We start from the raw sequence: 24,918 nt of genomic DNA, 5'->3' as shown, positions 1-24,918 counted from the left end.
GCTCCATCACATGAACGCAGCGCCGCTCGAACCGACCGGCCAGATCGCAGGAGCAAAAATGACCGAGCCATCTTCAACCCTTCGCCTTCGCGGCTTCCTCGCAAATGTCGTTGCCGCCCCCGCCACAAAGACCCTTGCGCTTCTGGCGCTTTGCTCGGCCTATATTCAGGGGCCGCTGACCAAGATCTTCGACTTCCCCGGCGCGATCGCCGAGATGAACCATTTTGGCCTTCAGCCGGCGGCCGCATTCGCTGTCGTCGTCATCCTGTTTGAGCTTACCGCCTCCGCTCTGGTCGTGTCGGGCCTCCTGCGCTGGGCCGGTGCGCTGGCGCTTGCAGGTTTCACGCTTCTGGCCACCTTCATCGCTCTCCGCTTCTGGGAAATGGCACCCGGCATGGACCGCATGATGGCCACCAACGCCTTCTTCGAGCATCTCGGCCTTGCCGGCGCCTTCATCGTCGTCGCCGCAATCGATCTCACGAAAGGAACAGGCAAATGAGTGCCGCAAAATCCTCCGCGAGCAGCTTTGCTCCCCTTGCGCAACCGGTTTTCGCCGTCCTCTGGGCGGCGACGGTGCTTGGCAATACCGGCAGCTTCATGCGCGATGTCGCCAGTTCATGGCTGATGACCGATCTTTCAGCCTCACCGGCGGCCGTTGCCATGGTTCAGGCGGCAGGGACGCTGCCGATCTTTCTCCTGGCAATCCCGGCCGGCGTGCTGACCGATATTCTCGACCGCCGCAAATTCCTGATCGCGGTGCAGCTTCTGCTGGCCTCTGTCAGCGTTACTCTCATGGTTCTTGCTCACACCGGGCTTCTATCCGTCAGCGCCCTGATCGGGCTCACTTTCCTCGGCGGTATCGGTGCGGCGCTGATGGGGCCGACGTGGCAGGCCATCGTGCCGGAACTGGTGAAGCGTGAGGATATCAAGAGCGCCGTGGCGCTGAACTCGCTCGGCATCAACATTGCCCGTTCCATCGGTCCTGCCGCCGGCGGCATTCTGCTTGCGGCCTTTGGGGCAGCCGTTACCTATGGCGCCGATGTTGCCAGCTATTTCATTGTCATCGCCGCCCTATTGTGGTGGCCTCGGGTGAAGAACGCCGATGATGCGCTGGCCGAAGGTTTCCTCGGCGCTTTCCGGGCAGGCCTTCGTTATACCCGCGCCAGCCGGCCGCTGCATATCGTCCTGCTGCGGGCTGCGATCTTCTTTGCATTCGCCAGTGCTGTGTGGGCGCTGTTGCCTCTGGTCGCCCGGCAATTGCTCGGCGGCGATGCCAGCTTCTATGGCATCCTGCTCGGTGCCGTCGGCGCCGGCGCCATCGGCGGCGCGCTGATCATGCCGAAGCTGCGCGGCCGTTTCGATGCCGATGCCCTGCTGTTGGGTGCGGCCGTCACGACCGCTCTCGTCATGGCCGGGTTGTCCTTCGCACCGCCAAAGTGGCTTGCCATCATCATCCTGCTCTTCCTCGGTGGCGCATGGATCACGGCGCTGACCACGCTGAATGGTGCCGCCCAGGCGGTTCTGCCGAACTGGGTGCGCGGCCGTGGCCTTGCCGTTTACCTCACCGTCTTCAATGGCGCGATGACGGTCGGTAGCCTTGGCTGGGGCGCTGTTGGTGAAGCGACAGGCGTTCCCGGTGCGTTGCTGATTGGTGCTGCGGGATTGCTGATTGCGGGCGTCGTCATGCACCGCCTGAAACTGCCTGCGGGCGATGCGGATATGGTGCCGTCCAACCATTGGCCTGAACCGCTCGTTGCCGAGCCGGTCGCCCATGATCGCGGCCCGGTTCTGATCCTGATCGAATATAATGTCGAAAAGCATCACCGCTCGGCTTTCCTGCATGCGCTGGACGAACTTTCCCAGGAACGTCGCCGCGATGGCGCCTATGGCTGGGGTGTGACGGAAGACTCCGCCGATCCGCAAAAGATCGTTGAATGGTTCATGGTGGAATCCTGGGCCGAGCATCTGCGCCAGCACAAGCGGGTTTCCCACGCTGATGCGGATTTGCAGGGCAAGGTGCTGGCTTATCATTCCGGGCTGGAAAAGCCTGTCGTGCGGCACTTCCTCACAATCAATCGTCCGGGAAAGGCATAAGACAGAAAGGGGCCGAAAGGCCCCTTTTTTTGTTATTGCGGTTGCAACTGTCCGGCTATTGCGTAATCCGCTCCAGCACGCGGCTCAATGCTTCTTTCAGCGCCCTTGAACCTCCCTTACCGTTAAAGTCCAGCAGCACCTGCTCGTTGAGGCCGCCTTTGGTGGAGAATTCGCGGCTGGTCTCGCTAAAATCAGTCTTGCTTCCGGCCAATACCGCCACCTCGGAGAGACCGGCGAAGAGGGGAGTAATATAGGAACGGGCCTTTTCTTCTGGCAGGCCGTTTTCAGCCAACCATTCGGTCGTTGTCTGCATGATGCCGAAATAGGTGGCCATCAGCGCGCTTCCAGCGGCCAGAAGGTCGTATTCCGCTTTCGTCTCGCATTCCACCGCATTACCAAGCACGTTGAAAATAGCAGCCGTATCCGTATCGGCAGGATAAATGGCGGTGACGCCCTTGCGCCGGGCGACGAAGGGCAGCGGGATCGCCTGGGCGAGACGCACATCCGCGCCGATCCAGTCCAGAAGCGTCTCGCGGCCGGTTGCGGCAACGACGCTGATGATTTTCTGCGCGTCCCGGAACCGGAGAGGCCGAATGACTTCCTCGGCTATCTGCGGCCGGATAGCCAGCATGACGGTATCGCAGCCATCGACGATTGCCTGATTATCGCCGGAAACGATCACCTGCGGGAAATCGGCGGCAAGCCTGGCGGAAATATCGGCACTGCGTTGTGACACCATGACATGTGGAACGGCGGCGGGCTTCGCGAGCAGGCCACGCACCATCGCGTCGGTGATGGCGCCGGTTCCGATAAAGCCGATTTTCTGGGGAAGTGACATGAGGTCTCCGCTGCGGCGATTGGACCGAGAGAAGCATCGGCCGTTTCATTTTTCGTCCGATGCTAAATTTTCTGCCGGGAATTGTCGACAAGCAGGCGACGCCAATCGGTGGGACCACAGTGATTATGTCGGGCGGTGCTCGCGAAATGCCGCGGCGAGTGTGCGTAACGCTTCCCGGGATCTGCCGTCCGTCAGGGTCGAGAACATGATGATTTCCGTGGAAGGCAGTGGCGGCAGGCCAAAACGCTGGCTGACCTCCACGGTGCCGGGTGGCGCGAGACGGCAGGAGAAGGCGGAAACCGCAAGGCCCGCCGAGACGGCGGCGGTCACCATCGACGATGTGCCGCCGAGAAACACTTCCGTCCACGCAATCGCAGCCGCATCCAGGGCGCGGGTGGCGATGTCACGCACGCCACAGGCGGGTGAGAGCGCCGCCAGCCGCAGCGGTTCACCCTGACGATATTCGAATTGCGGGGTTGCATACCAGCCGAAATGTTCCGGTCCGAGCACCTCGCCGTCGCGCCGGTCATCCTCGCGCCGGATGATCGCCGCATCGATCTCCCCACGGTCGAAGGCGTCCAGCAGGGATCGGGAATGATCCATGCGCACTTCAATCGTAAGGCCGGGGTCGTGGTCGTTAAGACGTGCAAGCAGGGTCGGAACCTCCGGTCCCGCAACGTGGGCGGCAATGCCAAGGCCGAAGCGGCGGCGCGGCGAGGAAAGACCCGCCAGCGCCCGATTATGCGCGGCGAGAAACTCGCGGGCGGGCGCCAGAAACACTGCGCCCTGCGCTGAAAGCCGCACTGAGCGCGGCGTGCGTTCGAGCAGCCGCTGGCCGAGCCTGTCTTCCAGCCGCTTGAGCTTGACGCTGATGGCGCCCTGAGTGGTGCCGAGCGCTTCGGCAGCACGGGTGAAGCTCTGCATATCGGCGATGGCAACGAAGGCCTCGACGGCCTCAACATCCAGCGTGCTCATATCGATCATTCCAATTTGTTGTCTCTGAAATAGCCAATCATCCAATTCAGTTATGGTCAAGCTTTGTCTAGCGTACCTCCTCCACAGACCGGTTTTCCCAGTGGCGGACCGACCCATGAAAGGCTGAAAAATGACCCTTGCCGTTACCGCACCAGCAAACAGCAGAAGCGCCATGGCGCTTGCTGCCGTTTGTCTCTCCGCCCTGATGTTCGGACTGGAAATTTCCAGCATTCCGGCGATCCTGCCAACACTCGAACAGGTGCTGCATGCGGATTTCCGCCAGCTTCAGTGGATCATGAACGCCTATACGATCGGCGTGACGATGGTGCTGATGGCGACGGGGGCGCTGGCAGATCGCTTTGGCCGCAAACGTGTCTTCATCGCCAGCATCGCCGCTTTTGCACTCTCCTCTCTGGCCTGCGGAATGACGGAAAACGTCTCGGTGCTGATCGGCGCCCGTTTTCTTCAGGGGCTGAGCGGCGGGGCGATGCTGGTGTGCCAGATCGCCATCCTGTCGCACCAGTTCCGCACGGCACGCGACCGCGGCATGGCGTTCGGCTGGTGGGGCGTCATCTCGGGCGTGGGGCTGGGCTTCGGCCCAATCGTAGGCGGCGTCATCGTTGCACTTTGGAGCTGGGAATGGGTTTTCCTCGTTCACGTCATGCTCGGCGCGGGAACATGGCTTCTTGCCGCCGGCGGCGTTGGGGAATCGCGTGATCCAGAGGCGGCGCGTCTCGATCTTGCCGGCATGGTCACGCTTTCGGTCGCCGTTTTTTGCCTTGCCTTTTTCATCACCCAGGGACCCGTGCTCGGTTTTGTGAGCCCGGCGGCGCTTCTGATCCTTGGCATTTCGCTCGCAAGCTTCATCGCCTTCGTGATTGCTGAAAAGTTTAGTTCAAGACCGATGTTCGATTTCTCCGTCTTCCGCATCAGGCCTTTTACGGGGGCGATCATCGGCTCTGCGGCGATGAATATCAGCTTCTGGCCATTCATGATCTATCTGCCGATCTGGTTTCAGGCGGGCCTCGGTTATGACAGCGTCACCGCCGGCCTCGGCCTGCTTGCCTATACGCTGCCGGCGCTGGTGGTGCCGCCTTTGGCGGAGCGCCTGTCGTTGCGCTACCAGCCGCGCCTCGTCGTTCCGGCCGGATTGTTCACCATCGGCCTCGGTTTCCTGCTGATGAAATTGGGAAGCGGCATCGAAAATGCGAGCTGGCTCACCATGCTGCCCGGCTGTATCCTCGCCGGTATGGGGCTGGGGCTGACCAATACGCCGGTCACCAACACCACCACGGGTGCGGTTTCTCCCGCCCGTTCCGGCATGGCCTCGGGCATCGACATGAGCGCACGGATGATTTCGCTCGCCATCAACATCCCGATCATGGGCTTTATTCTGGTCGAGGGCGTCCGGGCTTCGCTTTGGGCAAACCTGCCTTCCGGTGCGGATGTGCATGAATTGCAGTTGCTGGCGGAAAAGATCGCGGCGGGAACTGCCGGCGCCTCGGCGCAGGGGATTTCGGAAGAACTTGTCCATAGCGCGCTTGCGGACGGGTTCGGGCTGGTCATGCTCTATGCCGGCATCAGTGTGTGGCTGCTCGCTGCCATCAGCTTCATGATCTTCGGTCCGGCGCGAAAACCTGCTCATGGTTAGCGCGAAGTCCCAGGCAATTTGGGACGAGCCTCAGGCGTTTTCGTTTACGCTGGCCTCGGCGAGACGTTTGCCGAGGTTGAAAAAAGTGAGCTTCATATGGCTGCGCTTATCTCCACCCTCAAGGCTGGAGAAGGGTACTTTGAAACCGAATATTTCGTCCGGCTCGCCAGAGCGTTCCCGCCAGAAAGCATCGATGTCCGAAACCATCATTTTTTGCCGTCGGGCGCGCCGGTAACGAATGGGGTGTCTGGAATGGGCGACAGCGAAATAGTCATGTGCACCCTCGGCGGCGAGGCCTTGCAGAACCATGAGTGCAGCCTCCTTCGGACGAAGTCCCGCAAGGTCGCGCGTAACCGACACCATTTGCTCTTTCCCGGCGCGCGGTCCCTGCATGCCTCCAACGACGATCGTGTGGTGTGGACTTTCGCGCTGTCGCAGAAAGGTAAATGTCGCCGTCCAAAGAATGGCGTCTTCATCGTTCCGCGCCAGCCTGACGGAGAAAGCGCCCTCATGTCGGCCACCACACTGGTCCGCCAGGGCCAGAGTGCACCGATAGTCGCCGCTTCGGCCATGAACGATGCCCATATCAATGGTTTTTCCCGCCCAGAGGCCTGCCATGATGTTTCTGGGAAAATGCCGGCCGGCAAAAGTGAAATTGCTCGTGAGGATAACCAGCCGCTTTTTCTGCGATACTTTATTGATCAGAAATTTCGACAGGGGCTTTTGCAAAAGCTCGTCATGGGGTGGCGGCAATTTCTCCCTTGTGGAAAAATCCGCCAGAAACCGCCACCATTGAAGGGTAACGACAGGATTGGCGGCAAAGCGCATCCAGAAAAGCACGGCCCTCTTCCAATGGGCGCGCCATGCAAAGCCCATGATTTTCCGGAACAGTAAAAAATGGGCGCTGCCCAAAGCTGTCCGGGCGACAGCATCCGTGACCTGAATTTTCTCTGCCGAAACGGCAACATCCTGAAGGGGCGTCATGGGCTGTATTTCCGGCTGAGCGTAAGGGTTCAGCCGCGAGATGCGCCGGATTTGTGAAGACTGTGTCGAGAAACGGCCGATAATGTGAGGACAGGATCGTTATCGCGGTGGATCGCAAGCGGAGCGAGGCGGATTTGTCCCGTCGAAATTTTCAGGCGGTCGCCTTGAAGAGAACTGTCACGGTGGTTCCGCCAGTCTCTCCCGCCTTTATTTGCCCCGCCTTTATCTGCATGTCGCTATCATGTGCCCGCGCGATGGCCCGGGCAATCGACAGGCCGAGACCCGTGCCGCCGGTCTTGCGCGCGCGCGACGGTTCTGTCCGCCAGAAGAGTTCGATGCCGTGTGCCTCGACGCCGCCGGGAAAGCCCGGCCCTTTGTCTTCAATCGCAAGGAAGGGGCGCCCCTCAAGAAGCCCGGTTGAACAGCGCAGGCTCCTGCCATCCGCCGCATAGCGGCGCGCATTGTCCATCAGGATCAGCATCAGCTGACGAAGACGCTGGCGATCGCCGTAAACAGGAGCGGGCGCCAGTGACATGTCGATGAGAATGCCGGCCTCTTCGATGAGTGGCCGCGCCGCCTCCACCACTGCCGCGCATTCGGCGGCGAGATCGAGCGGCTGAAGGTCCTGGACGAGGCTGTTGGTTTCAGCCAGAGAAAGCGTCCGCAAGTCGTCGACAAGGCGCGTCAACCCTTCCACCTGAACGATGAGTTGGCGAACGGCCTCCTTGTCGAGGGGAAATAGATCATCCAGAATACCATGCAGGCGGCCCTGCAGGATCGTCAGCGGCGTGCGCAATTCGTGGGCCACTGCCATGGTATTGAATTTCAGCCGGCGCTCCATCATTTGAAGCTCCTGTGTCAGGCTGTCGAAGCTCTCCACCAGAAACGCGATTTCGACGATGTGCTTTGCCTTGCGGTTTTTGCCGTCGCTGAAGTCGCCGCCCGCCATGCGGCGCGCCGCGTCTGCCAGGTCTCTCAAGGGCGCAACAATGCGCCGGGAAATGAAAAAACCGAGCAGGCTGCAGAGCAGCACAGCGAGCAGTCCAAAGCCGAAAACCGAAGTCAGAAGCTCGTCGTCAGCGGCTTTTTCGGTGTCTGGCAAAACATCGAGAAGCGCCTGAAGCTGCCGCTGGTCCGGCATCACACCCCGGTCAATATCCGAGAAAGCCTTGGCGGCATCGGGCGACAGCTTGGCGATGGCGCGCTCCTGAATGTTGTCCGCATACCAGGAGACACCGAAATAGACCAATGCAACGGCAAAGATGAGCATTGTGGTGATCGTGATCGCCGTAATCGTGCTCAGGCGGAACCTCATGACGTCTGCTCCCTGGCAAGCCGGTAGCCAATGCTGCGTACCGACACCAGATAGCCGCTGGCGCCGTGATCCGTCAGTTTTTTGCGCAGGTTGGCGATATGCGTATCGACCGTGCGCGCCAGCGCATCGCTTTCCGGCAGGCATGCATCCAGAATATCGGCCCGTTGAAAGGCATAGGTGGGGCGACGTGTCATATGGGCGAGAATCCTGAACTCGCTGAGCGTCAATGGTAGAACGGTTCGCCCCGCATCGCTGTAAATAGCGGCAATGTAAGCTTCGGTATCTATTTCTATAGCGTCGAAACGCAAGATCCCTCCGCCGGTCGGCTGACGCGTGCGTTTCAGCACGGCATTCACCCGTGCGATCATTTCCTGCGGGTTGAAAGGTTTGACGATGTAATCATCCGCGCCGAGACGCAGTCCGGTCAGCTTGTCGATATCTTCTGCGAGGGCAGTGACCATGATGATCGGCGTATCACGGTCCCGCCGGATACGTGTCAGCACATCAATGCCATCGAGTTTCGGTAACCCGATGTCGAGAAGAATGAGATCCGGTCTCAACATGGAGGAATGTGTGATCGCAGTTTCGCCATCGGCGGCCCTTACGGTTCTGTATCCGTCACGAATGAGATAGGCATCCAGAATCTGCATGATGTCAGGATCGTCTTCGACGATGAGAATAAGTCCTTTATCCATGCTGAACCTGCAAACTTATCAATGTTACTGTTTACTGCCGGGAAGCTAGGCCGATGCAAAACACGGGGCAATAGCCGCCGCCCGAGATAAATGCTGCAGGCGCGGGTTTTCTCAAAGTCTTGGAAGTTCCTCCGCAGAGCGTTGACATTTCTGCGGAAGAGAGCTGGCCATGCGACAGTCTCTCTCCGATGAAACCAGAAAGAAATGGTCAAGCGAGCCCGAAAAACCCGGGTTCCCCCCGGCCATCACGGCGCGGCGAACCGTCGCCTGGGTTTTCGCCAGCCCCTCCCTGCTTGCCCTTTCGTCAGCGCTTGCAATGATGGTCTTCTTCACCTTGAGACCGGGTATCGATATGAGCGCCAGCCGCTGGTTCTGGACGGATGGCTTCCGCCTTGGCGAGGACCCGTTCCTGGTTGCGGTCCGCGACCTGAACCGCGTGCTCCCCGCTATTTTATTGCCGGCACTCGCCTGCCTTCTCCTCGTCATGCCGTTCGTCCCCCGCTTGCGGCGAACCCTTCGCCCGCACAAGCTGCTGCTCATTCTCACCTTTTATGGGCTGGGGCCGGGCGCAACCGTGCATGTCCTGAAAAACCTGTTCGGCCGGGCAAGACCCCGGCATATCGTTGAATTCGGGTCAAATTCGTTTTTTACGCCGGTTCTCTCCATTGATGGCAGCTGCTCCCGCAATTGCTCTTTTCCCTCCGGCGAAAGTGCGTCTGCCATCGCCCTCCTGGCCTTCATCATACTGCTGCCGGAAAAATTCAGACCGAGTGCGGCTGCAATACTGATGCCGTTTATCGTGCTCTGCTCGTTGAACAGGGTCGCCATGGGCGCCCATTTCCTGTCCGATATCCTGATTGCCTGGCCATTGATGTTCGCGGTATTTTTTGCACTCGATCGACCCTTCGCGAGACATGCGCTGGCGATCGACGTCCTGTTCCTGCGCAAATTGTCGGGATATGTCGCGAGACAACCGCGAAGCCCGGGCGATAAATCCGTGTGAGATTCGCCCCCGGTGCGGCACCTTTCGGTCCGGCACTGGGGGCGAAGCACGGGCTGTTTTATTTTACCTGCGCAACAACCAGCTTGCCGTCTTCGCGTTCGGCGACGAACTCGATGTTGGCGCCTTCCTTGAGCTTAGCCAGCAAAGCATCGTCCTTGACGCGGAACACCATCGTCATCGCCGGCATATCGAGGTTTTTCAGTTCCTCATGGATGATGGTGACTTTCTTTGCGTCAGCATCCACCTTCTTCACCGTGCCCTTGGTGAATTCCTGCGCGAAAGCGGCGAAGGGAACAGCCAGTGAAAGCATTGTTGCGACGGTGATTTTAATGATCGTCTTCATGGTCAGATTCCTTTGTTGAAGGGGTTACTTTGCCGAAACTTTGAGATCGCCGCGCATGCCGGCTTCGTAGTGCCCAGGTTTCAGGCAGGCGAATTCGAACATGCCGTCATTGGTGAATTTCCAGATGATTTCGCCGCTTTCGCCGGGCGCGAGGCTGATGGCGTTCGGATTGTCGTGCTCCATCTCTGGAGCCTTCTCCATGGCGGCTTTGTGCTTCAGATTGGCCTCATGTTCATCGAGGATGAATTCATGGTCGAGCTCGCCGACATTCTTCACGGCGAAACGCACGGTCTTGCCCTTCTTGAATTCGAACTTGCCGGGGGTGAAAATCATCTTGCCATCGGGCGTTTCCTTCATCGTCACCTGAATGGTCTGGGTCACCTTGGCCTTGTCGCCCGGTTCGCCGATCGCCATCGCTTCATGGCCGTCGCCGTGGGTGCCCGATGCAAGGGCGGGCGTGGCGAGAACGGCAAAAAGCAGTGCAATTTTCAGTTTGGTCATTCCATATTTCCTTGATTTTGTTGGAGGATCTTGTGGGGTTGTGTCTGCGCGATCAGCCGTGTTTCATCGGTTTCGGCGTGATCTGCGTTTTGGGGTCATTGGTCTTGGTCGTATCCGGCAACGCGCCGGGCCATTCCCAGGCCTGGGTTCCGGGCGGATTTTCGTACCAGCCGGGATCTGAGTAATCGCCTGCGGAGATGCCTTCGCGAACCTTCACCACGGAGAACATGCCGCCCATTTCGATGGGGCCGTGCGGACCCCAACCCGTCATCATGGGTACGGTATTCTCTGGGATTTCCATTTCCATCGCGCCCATATCGGCCATGCCGGCGGTGCCCATCGGCATATATTCCGGCCGCACCTTGCGGATTTTCTCTGCGACGGTCTTCTTGTCGACGCCGATGAAGGTTGGGACGTCATGTCCCATGGCATTCATCGTATGGTGTGACTTGTGGCAATGGATCGCCCAGTCGCCGACATATTTGGCGTCGAATTCATAGGCCCGCATGGCGCCGACTGGGATGTCGATGCTGACCTCCGGCCAGCGCGCCTCGGGCCGCACCCAGCCGCCATCCGTGCAGGTCACCTCGAAATCGTAACCGTGCATGTGGATGGGGTGGTTTGTCATGGTAAGGTTGCCGACGCGCACGCGCACCCGATCGTCCTTGGAAACCACCAGCGGATCGATGCCCGGAAACACCCGGCTGTTCCATGACCACAGATTGAAGTCCGTCATCGTCATGATCTTCGGCACATAGGAACCGGGATCGATGTCGAAGGCGTTGAGGAGGAACACGAAATCGCGGTCCACCGGCATGAAGGTGGGGTCCTTCGGATGGACAACGAAGAAACCCATCATGCCCATCGCCATCTGCACCATCTCGTCCGAATGCGGGTGGTACATGAAGGTGCCTGATTTCACGAGATCGAACTCGTAGACGAAGGTCTTGCCAACGGGGATATGCGGCTGCGACAGGCCGCCCACCCCATCCATGCCAGATGGCAGGATCATACCGTGCCAGTGGATCGTCGTATGTTCCGGCAGCTTGTTGGTGACGAAAATGCGCACCCGGTCGCCTTCGACGGCCTCGATGGTCGGGCCGGGTGACTGGCCGTTATAGCCCCAGAGGCGGGCGGTCATGCCCTCGGCCATCTCGCGTTCCACCGGCTCGGCAACGAGGTGGAATTCCTTGACGCCGTTGTTCATCCGGAAGGGCAGGGTCCAGCCGTTCAACGTGACCACAGGGTTGTAATCGGGGCCGGTGGTGGGCTTGACCGGGGCCTGGGTCGCAGCCGTCTCCATCACGGCTGCGTCCGGCAGGCTGCTATTTGATGTTTTCGCCCAGGCCGTCGAGGAGACCATGGCGGCGCCGACACCCAGAAAGTTTCTTCTATTGAACATGGTGATTTCCTTTCTCAATGTCCGCCACCGCCGCTAGCGGCGGCAACCTCGGTCTCCGCACTTGCCGCAGCACCCGTACCTCCCCCGTAGATGGCGGGAGCGAGGCCGGCCTCCGCGAGCCAGAAGTCGCGTTTGGCATTGATGGCCAGAAGGCTCGAATTGACCTTTTCCCGGCTGTCGGCCAGAAGCTCGAAGGTGTTGGTGATCATGCCATTATAGGTCAGGAGCGACTGCTCCTCGATCTTGGTGCGCAGCGGGACCACGCTGTTGCGGTAGTGCCGGGCGATGTCATAGGTCGAGCGATAGGCCTGATAGGCGGAGCGGGCTTCCGAGCGGACATTGACCGCCTTTTCCGCCAGCAGGTTCGCCGCGCGCATATAGGCGAGTTCCGATTCCCGCATGCGCGCCTGACCGGAATCGAAGATTGGAATGACGAATTCCAGCTCGGCATTGCCGGTGGTCTGTTTGTGTTTTTCGCCGTCTTCTAGTTCGCGTTCGGTCTCGAAGCCGGAACGGATTTCGAGATCGGTCACGTATCGGGTGGCTTCGGTGAGCTTGAACGACCGGGCGGTCGCTTCCAGATCGAGCTTGGCCATCTGCAGGTCCACGCGGCGCTGCAGCGCCTCGGCCTCGATCATGTCCCGTTTGGCAAGCGCCTTCGGAAGCGGGGGCAGGCGGTTGGGAATGGTGTATTCGATGTCGGCGCCCCACAGTCCCATCAGCCGCGTCAGTTCCTCCTTGGCAAGGCGGGCCTCAAGCCGCGCCTTGGCGATCTGGCCCGTCAGTTCGGCGTAAAAGACCTGCTCGCGGGCCTGACCTTCCTTGTTGAGCGAACCGGCTTCTCCAAGCTTGACGGCAAGTTCCGAGGCGGCATCCGCCGCGGTCTGCGCCTGCGCCAGCTGGCCGACATTTTCCCATGCCGCCACGGCGGTAATCCAGGCGCGGCGGGTATCGGCCGCGAGTTGCAGCGTCTTCAGCGCGGCGCCAAGCTGCGCCTTGCGGAAACCGGTATCGGCGATCTCGACATTTTTCTTGAGGGTGGCGAGCGCCAGAATATTGGTGACGACGACACCTTCGATCGCCTTGTAGGCCCTGAGCCCCGGGGTGCCGATCCCCGTCAGCCCGATGCCGATCCGCGGATTGACCAGCATGGTGGATTGCCATGCGGTGGCGGCGGATTCGCCCAGATCGGCATAGGCCGCCTGAAGGCCCTTGTTGTTCAGGAGCGCAACCTGCACCGCCGTCTCGACATCAAGTGTCTTGCTCGTTGTCATCAGCGATTTGACGCGGGCCTGCGTCGCCTGCGCCTCGGCCCGGTTCTGCACCCAGACCGCCTGCTTTCCCGTCGCCTCGGATGTTCTGGCCGAAACATTGGTGAAACCGGCGTCGCGCGACGCGTATTGGGCGGCTGTGACGCAGCCGCCGAGAAGGAACGGCAGGCAAAGGGTGGCCGTGAGTTTAGCGCCGAGCTTGAACGTGCGTAACGTCATGATGCGTCTCCTTTCGGAGCCTGCGCATCGTTCTGGTTACGCCAGGGCTTCGGGTCCGCCGGCGCGCGGTGCGTGTAACCCGCAACCGGGGTTTGATAGCGAATGGGCCCCGCGCCGAGCGTCGGGTTTGCCGCATCGTCATAGGAGGCGGCGTCGTTCATCAGGGATGTGGCTGTGCAGCCGCCCAGAAGCAGGGGCGCTGCAACCACAATATAAATAGGGTTCATGGATATTTTCCGAACAGGAGATGCAACGGCGCGACGGCGCTAAAGCCGCTCACGCACGGTCATTGCCCAAAGGCGGGCTTTGCCTGTTCAGATATTCGGGGGGCGGTGAAGCAGCGGGGTCTGGCCCAGCGCCTTGCTGTCATCCAGGAAGGAACGGATGCTGTTGACGACGGGTCTGCCGATGGTGTCGTGGCTGATCAGAACCGCCATGCCGAGACAGAAATCGCCGCAGCACTGCGCATTGACAGGCTTCTTCACGCCGCCGTCCTGTTCGGCCATATCGTTGTGAACATGACTGTCGGACGTCATGGCCGAACCGCCATGGTCCATCATCGCGCCGTGATCCATCATGGCGGACTGATCGTGCTGCATTCCACCGGCTTCGGCAGGATGCATTGCGGCATTGACAGTGGAAACGCTATAGCCCGCCAGTGACAGGATCATCACCAGTCTGAACAACAGGGCCAGCAATTTCGATGCTCGCAACATCTCACGCATGCTGGATAGAAAAGCTGCAGTCCCGTGATTTGTCAATGGATATCCCTCATAACCATCGACGAAAGCCGTTATGTCGCATTCCCGCGCAGCGAGGATGGCAAGCGTAATGGCGTAGCCTGCAGCCTATTTTTCCGTTGCGCGAAATCGAAGATGAACGAGCGGATAGGGTCGCCCCTGTCCGTCGAGGTCGGAGCGTCCGGTCGGCTCGAATCCGAGCCGGCGATAAAAACCCATGGCCTCGGTGTTCTGTTCGTTGACGTCAGTGGTCAGCGCGGGATGAAGCGCAAGCGCCCGCTGGACCAGTGCCTTGCCGATGCCCTGGCCATGATGGTCCGGATCGATGAAAAGCGCCTCCATGTGCCCTTCATGCAGAAACATGAAACCGAGGGCATGGTCAGAAGCGTCGACGGCCAGCGTCAACGGCGCCTGTGGTAGGAAAGCTTCGACTTCATCCCCGATCGCGGCGCGATCCGCCGGCAGGAGGAACTGGTGGGTGGCGTCGACTGCCTTGTTCCATATGTCGAGGATGCGGGAAGCGTCGCGGCTCTCGGAGGGACGAAATGTGATCATGCCTCACCCTTAGCAAGTGCGGAGTTTTCACGCCATGGGCCCGCCCGATCTTTTCCGTGAGTACGTCCGTATTCAATGAATTTCAGTATTGAAAGCCGGCGATTCCGATCCTCGCATATGCCGCCCTCTCCCTCCGAAAAATTTTTCTCGAAAAAAGTGCTTGCAAAAAGTGGCGCAAAAAAAATAGATAAAAATAACTTCTATCTATTTATTTTGAGGGAAAGATTGGCAAATGGATCAGATCATCACGCAAATCGACAGAAATCCGGCTCCGATTGTAAGTTTTGGAGATGGCTCGTCGCTTAAGGAAGCCATAATTATCTATAATTTGCCGTTTAACGATCTTCTGTTCCGCGCCCAGCAGGTGCATCGCTGTCATTTCGATCCCAACGCCATCCAGATGAGCCGGCTTTTATCCATCAAGACCGGCGGCTGCCCGGAGGATTGCAGCTATTGTAGCCAGTCCGCCCGCAACCCCACCGGCCTCAAGGCGTCCAAGCTCATGGAAGTGGAGCGGGTGCTGACTGAAGCGCGCAAGGCGAAGGAAGGCGGCGCGACGCGTTATTGCATGGGTGCTGCCTGGCGCAATCCCAAGGAGCGAGACATGGAGGCCGTGGTGGCCATGGTCGAAGGCGTGAAGGCGCTCGGCTTGGAAACCTGCATGACGCTCGGCATGTTGACGCCGGAGCAATCCGAGCGGCTGGCCGATGCCGGTCTCGACTACTACAACCACAACGTCGACACTTCCGAGCGATTCTATTCGCAGATCATCACCACCCGCACCTTCGAGGACCGGCTGGAAACGCTCGCCAATGTCCGCGATGCCGGCATCAAGGTCTGCGCCGGCGGCATTCTCGGCATGGGTGAAACGGTGGAAGACCGTATTTCGATGCTGGTGACGCTCGCCAATCTACCGGTGCCACCGGAAAGCGTGCCGATCAACATGCTGATCCCGATCCCCGGCTCGAAGCTTGCCGATGCCGATCCCGTCGATCCGATCGATTTCGTCCGCACCATCGCGCTGGCGCGTATCCTCATGCCGCGTTCGCATGTGCGGCTTTCGGCCGGGCGCACGGAGATGAGCGATGAGACACAGGCGCTCTGTTTCCTTGCCGGCGCCAACTCCATCTTCATTGGTGAGACGCTGCTGACGGCGGATAATCCGGGTGAGGACCACGACACGGCGCTTTTCCGCCGTCTGGGCCTGAAGCCGATGGAATTGCAGTCCACGGAATTGCAGTCTGGGGAGGCGGGAGGGTGCCGGTGAACCTTGCGGCGTTCTCCCCCTACGAGGCGAAGCTTGCCGGCCTGGAGCGCAAATCGCGGCTGCGCGCGCTTGCTCCTCAACAGGGGGTTGATTTCACCTCCAACGATTATCTGGGGCTTGCCGATTCACCCCGACTGAAGGCGGCATTTGCCGATGCCATCGGAAAGGGCGTGCCGGTGGGGGCTGGTGGCTCGCGACTGCTGCGCGGCAACCACCGCGAACATGAGGCGCTGGAAGCGGAAGCGGCAGCGTTTTTCGGGGCTGAAAAAGCGATCTATTTCGGCAGCGGTTTTGCCGCCAATGTCGCGCTGTTCTCCACATTGCCGCTGCGGGAAGACCTCGTTCTTCACGACGCCCTGATACATGCCAGCGTCCATGACGGTATCGCGGCCGGCAAGGCGAAGGCGATCGCCGTGCCGCATAATCAGGTCGAGGCATTCGAACGGGAAATAATCCGCTGGCGACAGGAGGGTGGCCGGGGCCGACCGTGGATCGCCGTCGAAAGCCTTTATTCCATGGATGGCGACCGTGCGCCGCTTTCGGCCCTGGCTGATCTTGCCGGGCAACACGGAGGCTTCCTTGTTGTCGATGAGGCTCATGCCACCGGTGTTTTCGGCCCCGGCGGGCGTGGCCTTGCCGCGGAGCTGGAAGGCCGGGACAATTTGGTGGCGTTGCACACCTGCGGCAAGGCGCTCGGTCTTTCCGGCGCGCTTTTGAGCCTGCCGAGGGTGCTTGCCGATTACCTCGTCAACCGCGCCCGCGGTTTCATCTATTCGACCGCGCCTTCGCCGCTGATGGCGGCGGGTGTGCGGGAAGCCCTGCGCATCGTCGACGATGAGCCGTGGGGGCGCCTGCGGCTGGCGGATCTGGTAAACTTTGCCGGCGAAGAGCTTCGCTCCCAGCTCGGCGTGACGCCCAGCGGCTCGCAGATTTTGCCGGTGATGATCGGCGATAATGCCCGTTCGCTGCGTATCGCCGCGCATCTGCGGGAGGGCGGTTTCGATGTGCGGGCGATCCGTCCGCCGACGGTGCCGGAGGGCACGGCGCGGCTGCGCGTCGCCATCACGCTCAACGTGGATGAGAGCCAGATCGCCGATATGATCGGGCTGCTTGCCCTTTCGCTGGCGGAGGAGCGAAGATGAGCCCTCGTTTCGTCATCTCTGGCACCGACACGGGCATCGGCAAGACGGTTTTTTCCGCAGCGCTGACCCACGCCCTGCAGGCATATTACTGGAAACCCGTGCAATCCGGGCTGGAGGAAGAAACAGACAGCGAGACGGTGGAACGACTGGGTGACGTGCCGCAGGCGCGTATCCTGCCGGAGGCCTATCGCCTGAAAATGCCCGCTTCGCCACATCTGTCGGCACACCTTGAGAATGTAACGATCGATCCCGCGCTGCTGCCGCCGCAAACGGATGGACCTCTTGTCATCGAGGGGGCGGGCGGGCTTCTGGTGCCGCTGACGGACACGGTGCTCTTCGCCGATATTTTCGCCCGCTGGCAAATTCCGCTTGTGCTATGCGCAAGGACGTCGCTTGGCACCATCAACCACACGCTGCTCTCGCTCGAGGCGTTGCGGCACCGTGCCATTCCCGTGCAGGGCGTGGTTTTCATCGGAGACGAGAACCGGGAAAATGAGCGCGTCATCGCCAATATAGGCGCCGTTCGCCCGCTCGGCCGTCTGCCGCGCCTGCAGGAGATGACGGCTGCGGCACTGCATCGGGCATTTGCCCGACACTTCAATCTCGCTGATTTTCTCGAGGCGCCGGCATGAGCCGTTCCCCTGTCTGGCATCCTTTCACCCAGCATGGGCTGGAACGGCCGATGAAACGCGTCGTATCGGCGGAAGGCGCATTTCTCGTCGATGAGGACGGCAATCGCCTGTTCGATGCCATTTCCTCCTGGTGGGTCATCACCCACGGGCACCGGCATCCGGCGATCATGGCGGCCATCCGCGCCGCGACAGAGGCCTTCGACCAGGTCATTTTCGCCGAGTTCTCCCATGAACCCGCCGAAACGCTGGCGCGCGGGTTGATCGAGCTTGCGCCCGCCGGATTAAGCCATGTATTTTATTCCGATAGCGGCTCGACTGCGGTTGAGGTAGCGCTGAAAATGGCGCTAGGATATTTCCACAATCGCGGAGAAAAGCGCGACCGTATCGTGGTGATGGAGCACGGCTATCACGGCGACACTATCGGCGCCATGTCGACCGGTGAGCGCGGTGTCTTCAATGCTGCTTACGAACCGCTGCTCTTCGGCGTCGACCGGCTGGCTTTTCCGGAAGCGGGCGACGAACAGCACACGCTGGACATGTTCGAAAACTTCTGCCGTTCAGGCCGTATCGCCGCCCTGTTGGTTGAGCCGCTGGTGCTTGGGGCGGGCGGCATGAAGATCTACGGCGCGGATGTTCTGGCCGGGCTGAAACAGATCGCCGAACGCCATGGCTGCCTCGTCATTGCAGACGAGGTGATGACGGGCTGGGGCAGAACCGGAACCATGTTCGCCTGCGAACAGGCCGGCATTGCCCCAGATATTCTGTGTACCTCCAAGGGCCTGACTGGCGGCTCCTTGCCGCTGGCGGCAACGCTGTGCAGCGCGGAAATCTTTGATGCGCATTTTTCGACGGATCGCCGCAAGACCTTCTTCCATTCCAGTTCCTATACGGCCAATCCGATCGCCTGTGCTGCGGCCGTCGCCAATCTTCAGGTCTGGCGGGATGAGCCCGTGCTTCAACGCATCGGACAATTGCAACAGGTTCTGCACGACAATCTCCAGCGATTTGCGGATGACCGGCGTTTTACCGGTATTCGGCAAATGGGGACCATCGCGGCGCTCGATCTCGTGACGCCCGCCGGCGGGTATCTCGCCGAGGCGGGACCACGCATGCGGCAATTGTTCCGCGAGCGCGGGTTCGTCATCCGCCCGCTTGGAAATGTGCTTTACCTGATGCCGCCCTATTGTTCGACGGCGGAAGATTTAAGCAGCGCCTTTGACGCCATCGACGAGGTGGCCGGGATCGTCACCGAAACCGCATCGTCAAAATCGCCTGCGGCCGGCATCGCGCGAAAACAGGGTGCGGCCATATTCAGCCTGTTCCAGAACCGTCTCCGAGAGTCCTGACAATGCAGACCCGTTCTTCCCGCATGGCCGGTTTTGGTCATGCCGTTCCGTCAAGATGTGTTGAAAATGCCGAGATAGAGACCAGTCTCGGGCTGGAAGCCGGCTGGATCGAGCGGCGCACCGGCATCCGCACGCGTTATTGGGCGCAAGAGGGCGACACTTTGAGCGGCCTTGCGGCGAGAGCCGGCCGCATGGCGCTGGAAGACGCCGAAATCGGCTCCGATGACATCGCATTGACGCTGCTTGCGACTTCCACGCCGGATCATCTTCTGCCGCCCTCGGCGCCGCTGCTCGCACACAGGCTGGGCCTCGCCCGATCTGGCGCGATCGATCTTGCCGGGGCCTGTTCCGGCTTTCTTTATGCGCTCACCCTCGCGGATGGCTTTGTCCGCACCCACGGCCGCGCCGTGCTCGTCGTTGCCGCCAATATATTGAGCCGTCGTATCAATCCGGCGGAAAGGGCAAGCGCAGTCCTGTTCGCCGATGCCGCCGGCGCCGTCGTACTCAAGCCCTGCCGCCAGGCGCAGCGTGGGCTTTTGTCGGCCGATCTCGTTGCGGATGGCGGCGGTTACGGTCTGATCCAGATAGCGGCGGGGGGCAGCAGCCAGCCCTTCTCAGCCGATACATCCACTGAGGAGGCGCTGATGACAATGCGTGACGGCCGTGAGGTTTTCTCCCGTGCCGTGACGCTGATGACCGAGACCGCGCAAAGGGTGTTGCATGAAGGCGGAATGACGGCAGTCGATATCGACCGTTTCGTGCCGCATCAGGCCAATGCCCGTATGTTCGACGCGGTCTGCGGCAATCTCGGCATTGACAGGCAAAAGACGGTCCGCACCATAGAAAGCTTCGGCAATTCTTCCGCCGCAACCATTCCGCTTTCGCTCTCCGTCACCAACGCCGAAAGGCCTCTCGCAGAAGGCGAAACCCTGCTTTTGACCGCCGCCGGCGCCGGTATGACGGGTGGAGCGGCCGTTTATCGCGCATGAACGATGCAGGGCACGGGATGTCGCGATGCTGTGCTATATTCACAACTCAAGAAGCTGACTTTATTTGGAGAAATTTGGCTAGGGAACCTGGACCTTCATGGGGTACGGAGGTGCTGCATAAAGCGGATTTCCATATCTATGACGCCAATACCGCGACGACGCTGGCAGCGGCCTATTCAGCTATCATCGTGCCTCTTGGGTCTGATCCATCAAGGATGAGCTGCCTGATTTAGGCAGGTTGTTTAAGCTGGGCCGTGTGTTTTCGCGACATTAAGCGTATGATGCCGATGAAAGCTGCGACTGCAGCTGAACCGAGCAAGGCGGCGACCGACAAAGCCCATGCGACGCCGACCTCATTTATCATGAAAGCCAAGACAAACGGTGCAGTCGACGAGATGACCAAACGGATCGAAAGGATTTGGCCTTGACGTTTTCCGTAACCTTGGCTTCCGAAGAGGGCTAGCGGAAGAGTGCCTTGCACTATGCTGCTGAGGCCTGAACCCAGGCCGAAAACCACCGCAAACACCAGAGCACCTGGAACAGATGGAGCGGTGGCGATCAGAATAATGAGCGCCGCTGGCAACAGGACGGCGGAAATGAGTGCCAAGATCAATTGAGACAGGCCGCTCCCGAAAACCATATTAACGAAGCGACTCAGAACTTGAGATGGACCAAACAGCGTACCGACCATGACGGCCATGGCTCCAAGCCCGAGTCCGGAGAGAACGGGAACCATGTGTACGAGCAGCGCGGCGTTGACGAAGCTCTCGAGCGCAAAGCCCGTCACCATCAGGACGAACGCAGCTGGTCGTATCGAAGGTTGCAGACCGGGAGCCACTTGCCTGGCCGGTTCTCCGCTCGCGCCCTTGCGGTTTCTTGTGGCCTTGAACGACAGCCACGCGTGAAGTGGCATGCAGACCGAGAGATTGAGCGCAGCGAAGACCAGATAGACCTGCTGCCATGACATGTGAGCCTGTAGCGCTGTCGTAATCGGCCAGAAGATTGTTGAAGCGAAGCCGGCGATTAGTGTCAGGTAGGTGATGCTGCGCTGCGCGACCTGCGGCTTGATCTGGACGAGCAATGCGAAGGCCGCTCCATACTGCACCAGGTTGGATGCCGTCTCGATCGCGATCAGCGAGAGAACGAATGCCACCTTGCCGGAGGAGAGGGCGCAAGCCACCAGCGCCGCGGCGGCGATTGCCGAGCCGCCCGTCATGACACGGCCGGCGCCGAACCGATCGATCCATTTCCCCATCGTGGGCGCTGCGAGCCCCCCGATCAGGAGAGCGGCGGATAGTGCGCCGAAAATCCATTCCAACGACCAGTTCAAATCTCGCGCCATGGCGGGCGCGAGAATGCTGAAGCTGTAATAGAGACTTCCATAGCCAATGATCTGGGTCAGACCGAGGGCAAGGATCGCGGCGACAGGAGCTTTGTGATCGCTCATCGAGCCTGTACCAACGTGTTGCCGGCACGGGCGTTGCCGTTGCATCCGCATCCCGTTTTCTGGGCCGCCTTCGCCGCCGCGTCGGCCACGCAGCAGGCATCAACATTCGCTGGCGCCGGGCCGCCGCAACACCCCCCGGACTTGCCGTCTTGCGTCCCGCTCACGCCAAGATCGACGCTGCAGACACCTGTTTTCGGCAATACCAAATGGACCTCGCGCGCCGCCTTGTGATCGCCGGCGATCTCCGCCGCCACGGAGCGCACCTGCTCGTATCCGGTCGCCATCAGGAAGGTGGGTGCGCGCCCGTAAGACTTCGACCCGACGATCGCGAATCCAGGTTCCGGATGCGCGAGTTCGACGATGCCATGCGGAGGCACGTCGCCACAGGAGTGGAGGTTGGGATCGATCAGCGGCGCAAGTGCCGGCGGCGCCTCGACGGTAGGATCGAGTGCGATACGCAGTTCGCGCAGGAACGAGAGATTCGGCCGGAATCCCGTGGTCACAATGATCTGATCGACGGCGATCGAGTATCGCGCACCAGCGAGCATTGCCTCCACGCGCAGACTGTAACCTTCCTTCTGAATCCTGTTCACCGCGAACGGTGTCAACATATTCAGGCGACCATCCTCCATGGCGCTCTTGGCGGCAAGGCCGAGCGCGCCGCGCTCCGGCAACTGATCGTTCAATCCGCCGCCTAGCAGGCGGTCGAGGCCACCACGACGAAGCGCCCAGAATATCTCCGTGCCCGGTTCTGCCTCCTGAACCTCCATCAGCGCCAGCGCCGCATTGATCGCGGAATGGCCGCCGCCAATCACGAGGACGCGCTTGCCCGCAAACTTACGCCTCTCTACGCCAGCGACATCGGGAATTCCATACGAGATGGAATCGGAAGCCGCCGTCTCGCCGAGGACGGGTAGGCCGTCGACGCCGATCGGGTTCGGTTGCGTCCAAGTGCCGGAGGCGTCGATCATAGCGCGGGCCCGAACCCGAGCTTCCTCGCCATCTTGGTCCCTGTATCTGACGAGGAAGGCCGAAACGTCGCGGCCGGCGGACGAGACTTTGTCCAGGCCCTCGCGGGTGATCGCGGTGACGGTGACGCCCAGCTTGAGGTTCTGCGCGATCTGCGGGAGTGCGGCGAGCGGCTGCAGATAGGCGCCAACAATGTCGGACCCGGTTGGCAGAGCATCTTCATCAGGGCCTTGCCATCCCGCGTTCTCAAGAAGGGAGCGGGCGGCTGCGTCAATATTGTATCTCCATGGAGAGAACATGCGGACATGTCCCCACTCGATCAGCGAAGCACCAACCGTGTCGCCGCGCTCGAAAACAATTAACGGGATGCCACGGATGGCGAGATGCGCTGCGGCGGCGAGACCGACCGGTCCAGCACCAATGACGGCCACGGGAAGTTCACCAGCATTCAACATGACAGTTCCTTCGATATTTCTAGTAATTTAGAATTATAGAGGCAAAAAAAGGGATCATTCCGCGGCCTCCACGGTCTTCGATGAACAGTTGGCATCCGCGCAGCATTCGTCAACGAGATAGCCGACCAGTGCCTGCATTTCCGGATAGTTGGCGCGGCAGATCAGCGTCGTCACCTGCCGTTCCTGGGTCACGAGGCCGGTATCGACCAGGCGCTTTAGATGATGGGAGAGCGTCGACGCCGCGATATCCAGCTTTTCCTGAATGCGGCCTACGGGCAATCCATCCTCTCCGGCGCGAACAAGCGTCCGGTAGAGTTGGAGGCGGGTGATATTCCCGAGGGCTTCAAGCTGGGCGGCGGCTATTTCGATTTTCATGGAAATAGCATGGGCCGTGCCCATTACGAAGTCAAGTCTATTTCGACAAATGTGGAAATAGCCTTGACGCGGTCAGATCATAGCAGGATGATGGCTTAATGCGCCCGTCAGCGTCGAATTCCTGAAAGGCCTTGGCGACCGACGACCGGTTGGGAATGGTGATCATGCGCATCCAGCGTCCGAGAACCCGGAGCTGGTTGATGGCGTTGAAGGACTGCGATCCGCTCAACACCTGCATAACCGCAAGCGTCTTGCCCTGCGTCGGCCGGACTGAGTCGACAGACAGCGGAATCCAGTCGATCTGCGCTATCGGCAGTAATGGTCGGAAGGCCATCCGATAAACAGCCAACCCAACAGTGCCATCGAGAAGGGCTTGACCGCCCAGTTCACCAGCAGCGTTACGCCGATGCCGCACCAATCGACCCGACTGTATCTCGCCGTCAATAAAGCGGATCAAATGGGCCCGCTCCGTATCCACGAAACGCGGCTTCAACGGCTAATTCATCGGTATCCACGCCGAACGCGCACGATCATCGAATGAAGGGGATTGTCGCAAAATTCAGGCGGAATCTTGCCAGCAATCCGCGTGCGACAGGCGGAAATTCGCCTGCTGTCGTTCGTGAATCTTTTTCTTCTCCGCAAATTCAATTAGTTAGAGTTGGCCCGTCTTTTGCTGCTTTTGCGTCACGCGGTTCCGTTCCGGTAACGGTCGCGTTGATCACAAATGAGTGGGAGGAAACCAGTGAACAGCATACTGAAACGCGCCATCATTTTGGCAATCGCAAGCACGTCCATCACCTTTTCCGGGACAGCGGCAAGGGCGGCGGATTTCATCAACATCCTGACCGGCGGCACATCGGGCGTCTATTACCCGCTCGGCGTTGCGCTCTCCAAGATCTACGGCGAGAAGATTGAAGGTGCTCGCACCCAGGTTCAGGCGACAAAGGCCTCGGTCGAGAACCTCAACCTGCTGCAGCAGGGCCGCGGTGAAATCGCCTTTGCGCTGGGGGATTCGGTCAAGCTGGCCTGGGAGGGTAACACGGATGCCGGATTCAAGGCCCCGCTCGATAAGCTGCGCGGGATCGCGGCCATCTATCCGAACTATATCCAGATCATGGCGTCGAAAGAATCCGGCATCGCCACCCTTGCCGATTTCAAAGGCAAGGGCCTTTCCGTCGGCGCGCCGAAATCCGGCACGGAGTTGAATGCCCGAGCGATTCTTGCCGCCGCCGGCATGAGCTATGCAGACCTCGGCAAAACGGAATATCTGCCCTTTGCCGAATCCGTGGAGTTGATGAAGAACCGGCAACTCGATGCGACGCTGCAGTCTGCCGGTCTCGGTGTCTCCTCTTTCAAAGATCTGGCAACCTCCGTCGAGGTACAGATGGTCACGATACCCGAGGAAATCGCCACGAAGCTCGGCGCGCCCTACATCAGCGCAACTGTTCCAGCCGGCACATATCAGGGCCAGACTAGCGATGTGAAGACGGTTGCGGTCGTCAATTTCCTCATCACACATTCCGAGGTTTCCGACGAAACCGCCTACCAGATGACCAAGCAGTTGTTCGAGAACCTGCCGGCGCTCGAGGCGGCGCACAAGGCGGCAGCGAATATCCGCATCGAGGGCGCGCTCAAAGGCATGCCTGTTCCCCTCCATCCAGGAGCTGAGCGCTTCTATAAGGAAAAAGGTCTGCTTTAACGGCGACGGGC

25 protein-coding genes and 2 pseudogenes are annotated in these 24,918 nt (G+C 60.2%); 10 read left to right on the top strand and 17 right to left on the bottom strand.

Features of this window, described 5'->3' with window-relative positions; genetic code table 11:
- Positions 1-58 precede the first annotated feature (58 nt).
- Both AGR1_RS19755 and AGR1_RS19750 read left to right on the top strand, forming a co-directional pair.
- Positions 59-499, top strand: coding sequence for a DoxX family protein (locus tag AGR1_RS19755; protein ID WP_149147934.1), 441 nt, complete (start codon positions 59-61; stop codon positions 497-499).
- Entirely contained in the window at positions 496-2,094 is a 1,599-nt protein-coding gene (locus tag AGR1_RS19750; RefSeq protein ID WP_137411313.1) for an MFS transporter, read from the top strand. Before AGR1_RS19755 ends, AGR1_RS19750 begins: the two co-directional genes overlap by 4 nt.
- A 55-nt stretch (positions 2,095-2,149) precedes the next feature.
- On the opposite strand, the gene AGR1_RS19745 is transcribed toward AGR1_RS19750, so the two are convergent.
- Together AGR1_RS19745 and AGR1_RS19740 are read right to left on the bottom strand one after the other, a co-directional pair.
- Positions 2,150-2,932 (bottom strand): pyrroline-5-carboxylate reductase, encoded by a 783-nt coding sequence (locus AGR1_RS19745; protein WP_149147933.1) that lies wholly within the window; start codon positions 2,930-2,932, stop codon positions 2,150-2,152.
- Between the two features lie 123 nt (positions 2,933-3,055).
- Positions 3,056-3,907, bottom strand: coding sequence for a LysR family transcriptional regulator (locus AGR1_RS19740; RefSeq protein ID WP_187772235.1), 852 nt, complete (start codon positions 3,905-3,907; stop codon positions 3,056-3,058).
- 130 nt (positions 3,908-4,037) lie between these two features.
- Here AGR1_RS19740 and AGR1_RS19735 point away from each other — a divergent pair, with 130 nt between their 5' ends.
- Positions 4,038-5,558, top strand: a complete 1,521-nt coding sequence (locus AGR1_RS19735) for an MFS transporter (RefSeq protein ID WP_149147931.1) — start codon at positions 4,038-4,040, stop codon at positions 5,556-5,558.
- 30 nt (positions 5,559-5,588) lie between these two features.
- Here the strand turns inward: AGR1_RS19735 and AGR1_RS19730 are convergent, their stop codons facing one another.
- From AGR1_RS19730 to AGR1_RS19720, 3 genes are all read right to left on the bottom strand, one after another.
- The gene (locus tag AGR1_RS19730; RefSeq protein WP_246669685.1) at positions 5,589-6,386 is read right to left on the bottom strand and encodes a DUF535 family protein; all 798 of its coding nucleotides are present in this window, start codon (positions 6,384-6,386) and stop codon (positions 5,589-5,591) included.
- Positions 6,387-6,693: 307 nt separating this feature from the next.
- Complete coding sequence (locus AGR1_RS19725; RefSeq protein WP_080794762.1) at positions 6,694-7,857, bottom strand: ATP-binding protein; 1,164 nt, start codon at positions 7,855-7,857, stop codon at positions 6,694-6,696.
- Positions 7,854-8,552: a response regulator gene (locus AGR1_RS19720; protein ID WP_080794764.1), complete on the bottom strand. Its 699-nt coding sequence runs from the start codon at positions 8,550-8,552 to the stop codon at positions 7,854-7,856. The genes AGR1_RS19725 and AGR1_RS19720 overlap by 4 nt, the downstream gene beginning before the upstream one ends.
- A 169-nt stretch (positions 8,553-8,721) precedes the next feature.
- On the opposite strand from AGR1_RS19720, the gene AGR1_RS19715 reads away from it, so the two are divergent.
- Positions 8,722-9,555: a phosphatase PAP2 family protein gene (locus AGR1_RS19715; RefSeq protein WP_137411320.1), complete on the top strand. Its 834-nt coding sequence runs from the start codon at positions 8,722-8,724 to the stop codon at positions 9,553-9,555.
- Positions 9,556-9,613: 58 nt separating this feature from the next.
- Here the strand turns inward: AGR1_RS19715 and AGR1_RS19710 are convergent, their stop codons facing one another.
- From AGR1_RS19710 to AGR1_RS19680, 7 genes are all read right to left on the bottom strand, one after another.
- Positions 9,614-9,898, bottom strand: a complete 285-nt coding sequence (locus AGR1_RS19710; RefSeq protein ID WP_149147929.1) for a copper-binding protein — start codon at positions 9,896-9,898, stop codon at positions 9,614-9,616.
- Positions 9,899-9,922: 24 nt separating this feature from the next.
- Positions 9,923-10,399 (bottom strand): plastocyanin/azurin family copper-binding protein, encoded by a 477-nt coding sequence (locus AGR1_RS19705; protein ID WP_080794771.1) that lies wholly within the window; start codon positions 10,397-10,399, stop codon positions 9,923-9,925.
- A gap of 52 nt (positions 10,400-10,451) precedes the next feature.
- Complete coding sequence (locus tag AGR1_RS19700; protein ID WP_149147928.1) at positions 10,452-11,801, bottom strand: copper oxidase; 1,350 nt, start codon at positions 11,799-11,801, stop codon at positions 10,452-10,454.
- A gap of 14 nt (positions 11,802-11,815) precedes the next feature.
- Positions 11,816-13,291: a TolC family protein gene (locus AGR1_RS19695; RefSeq protein ID WP_149147927.1), complete on the bottom strand. Its 1,476-nt coding sequence runs from the start codon at positions 13,289-13,291 to the stop codon at positions 11,816-11,818.
- Positions 13,288-13,518 (bottom strand): hypothetical protein, encoded by a 231-nt coding sequence (locus AGR1_RS19690; RefSeq protein WP_020010092.1) that lies wholly within the window; start codon positions 13,516-13,518, stop codon positions 13,288-13,290. The genes AGR1_RS19695 and AGR1_RS19690 overlap by 4 nt, the downstream gene beginning before the upstream one ends.
- 87 nt (positions 13,519-13,605) lie before the next feature.
- Positions 13,606-14,016 carry a hypothetical protein gene (locus tag AGR1_RS19685; protein ID WP_149148027.1) on the bottom strand — a complete coding sequence of 137 codons (411 nt, stop codon included), beginning with the start codon at positions 14,014-14,016 and terminating at the stop codon, positions 13,606-13,608.
- A 123-nt stretch (positions 14,017-14,139) separates the two neighbouring features.
- The gene (locus tag AGR1_RS19680) at positions 14,140-14,586 is read right to left on the bottom strand and encodes an acetyltransferase (RefSeq protein WP_080794779.1); all 447 of its coding nucleotides are present in this window, start codon (positions 14,584-14,586) and stop codon (positions 14,140-14,142) included.
- Positions 14,587-14,818: 232 nt separating this feature from the next.
- On the opposite strand from AGR1_RS19680, the gene bioB reads away from it, so the two are divergent.
- The 5 genes from bioB to AGR1_RS19650 are packed head-to-tail and all read left to right on the top strand — an operon-like array spanning position 14,819 to position 19,962.
- A complete protein-coding gene (gene bioB, locus AGR1_RS19670) occupies positions 14,819-15,853 on the top strand; it encodes a biotin synthase BioB (RefSeq protein ID WP_149147925.1) in 1,035 nt (344 codons plus the stop codon).
- Complete coding sequence (locus tag AGR1_RS19665; RefSeq protein WP_080796524.1) at positions 15,850-16,995, top strand: 8-amino-7-oxononanoate synthase; 1,146 nt, start codon at positions 15,850-15,852, stop codon at positions 16,993-16,995. Before bioB ends, AGR1_RS19665 begins: the two co-directional genes overlap by 4 nt.
- Complete coding sequence (bioD, locus tag AGR1_RS19660) at positions 16,992-17,627, top strand: dethiobiotin synthase (protein WP_080794783.1); 636 nt, start codon at positions 16,992-16,994, stop codon at positions 17,625-17,627. Before AGR1_RS19665 ends, bioD begins: the two co-directional genes overlap by 4 nt.
- A complete protein-coding gene (locus tag AGR1_RS19655; protein ID WP_149147924.1) occupies positions 17,624-18,973 on the top strand; it encodes an adenosylmethionine--8-amino-7-oxononanoate transaminase in 1,350 nt (449 codons plus the stop codon). Before bioD ends, AGR1_RS19655 begins: the two co-directional genes overlap by 4 nt.
- A 2-nt stretch (positions 18,974-18,975) precedes the next feature.
- Positions 18,976-19,962 (top strand): beta-ketoacyl-ACP synthase III, encoded by a 987-nt coding sequence (locus AGR1_RS19650; protein WP_149147923.1) that lies wholly within the window; start codon positions 18,976-18,978, stop codon positions 19,960-19,962.
- 229 nt (positions 19,963-20,191) lie between these two features.
- On the opposite strand, the gene arsK is transcribed toward AGR1_RS19650, so the two are convergent.
- The 5 genes and pseudogenes from arsK to AGR1_RS29655 form a co-directional block, all read right to left on the bottom strand.
- Positions 20,192-21,409 (bottom strand): arsenite efflux MFS transporter ArsK, encoded by a 1,218-nt coding sequence (gene arsK / locus AGR1_RS19645; RefSeq protein WP_149147922.1) that lies wholly within the window; start codon positions 21,407-21,409, stop codon positions 20,192-20,194.
- Positions 21,406-22,833, bottom strand: a complete 1,428-nt coding sequence (locus AGR1_RS19640; RefSeq protein WP_149147921.1) for an NAD(P)-binding domain-containing protein — start codon at positions 22,831-22,833, stop codon at positions 21,406-21,408. Before AGR1_RS19640 ends, arsK begins: the two co-directional genes overlap by 4 nt.
- A gap of 54 nt (positions 22,834-22,887) precedes the next feature.
- Entirely contained in the window at positions 22,888-23,208 is a 321-nt protein-coding gene (locus AGR1_RS19635) for a metalloregulator ArsR/SmtB family transcription factor (protein ID WP_149147920.1), read from the bottom strand.
- Positions 23,209-23,284: 76 nt separating this feature from the next.
- Positions 23,285-23,515 (bottom strand): annotated as a pseudogene (locus AGR1_RS19630) (NAD(P)H-dependent oxidoreductase); the annotation flags it as partial.
- Positions 23,504-23,637 (bottom strand): annotated as a pseudogene (locus AGR1_RS29655) (arsenical-resistance protein); the annotation flags it as partial. The pseudogenes AGR1_RS19630 and AGR1_RS29655, both read right to left, overlap by 12 nt.
- 325 nt (positions 23,638-23,962) lie before the next feature.
- On the opposite strand from AGR1_RS29655, the gene AGR1_RS19625 reads away from it, so the two are divergent.
- Positions 23,963-24,907 carry a TAXI family TRAP transporter solute-binding subunit gene (locus AGR1_RS19625; protein ID WP_149148026.1) on the top strand — a complete coding sequence of 315 codons (945 nt, stop codon included), beginning with the start codon at positions 23,963-23,965 and terminating at the stop codon, positions 24,905-24,907.
- Positions 24,908-24,918: the final 11 nt, after the last annotated feature.

This window comes from Agrobacterium sp. B1(2019) (assembly GCF_008274755.1).
Taxonomy (GTDB): Bacteria; Pseudomonadota; Alphaproteobacteria; order Rhizobiales; family Rhizobiaceae; genus Agrobacterium; species Agrobacterium salinitolerans.
This window is presented reverse-complemented; position numbering and strand designations above follow the sequence as displayed.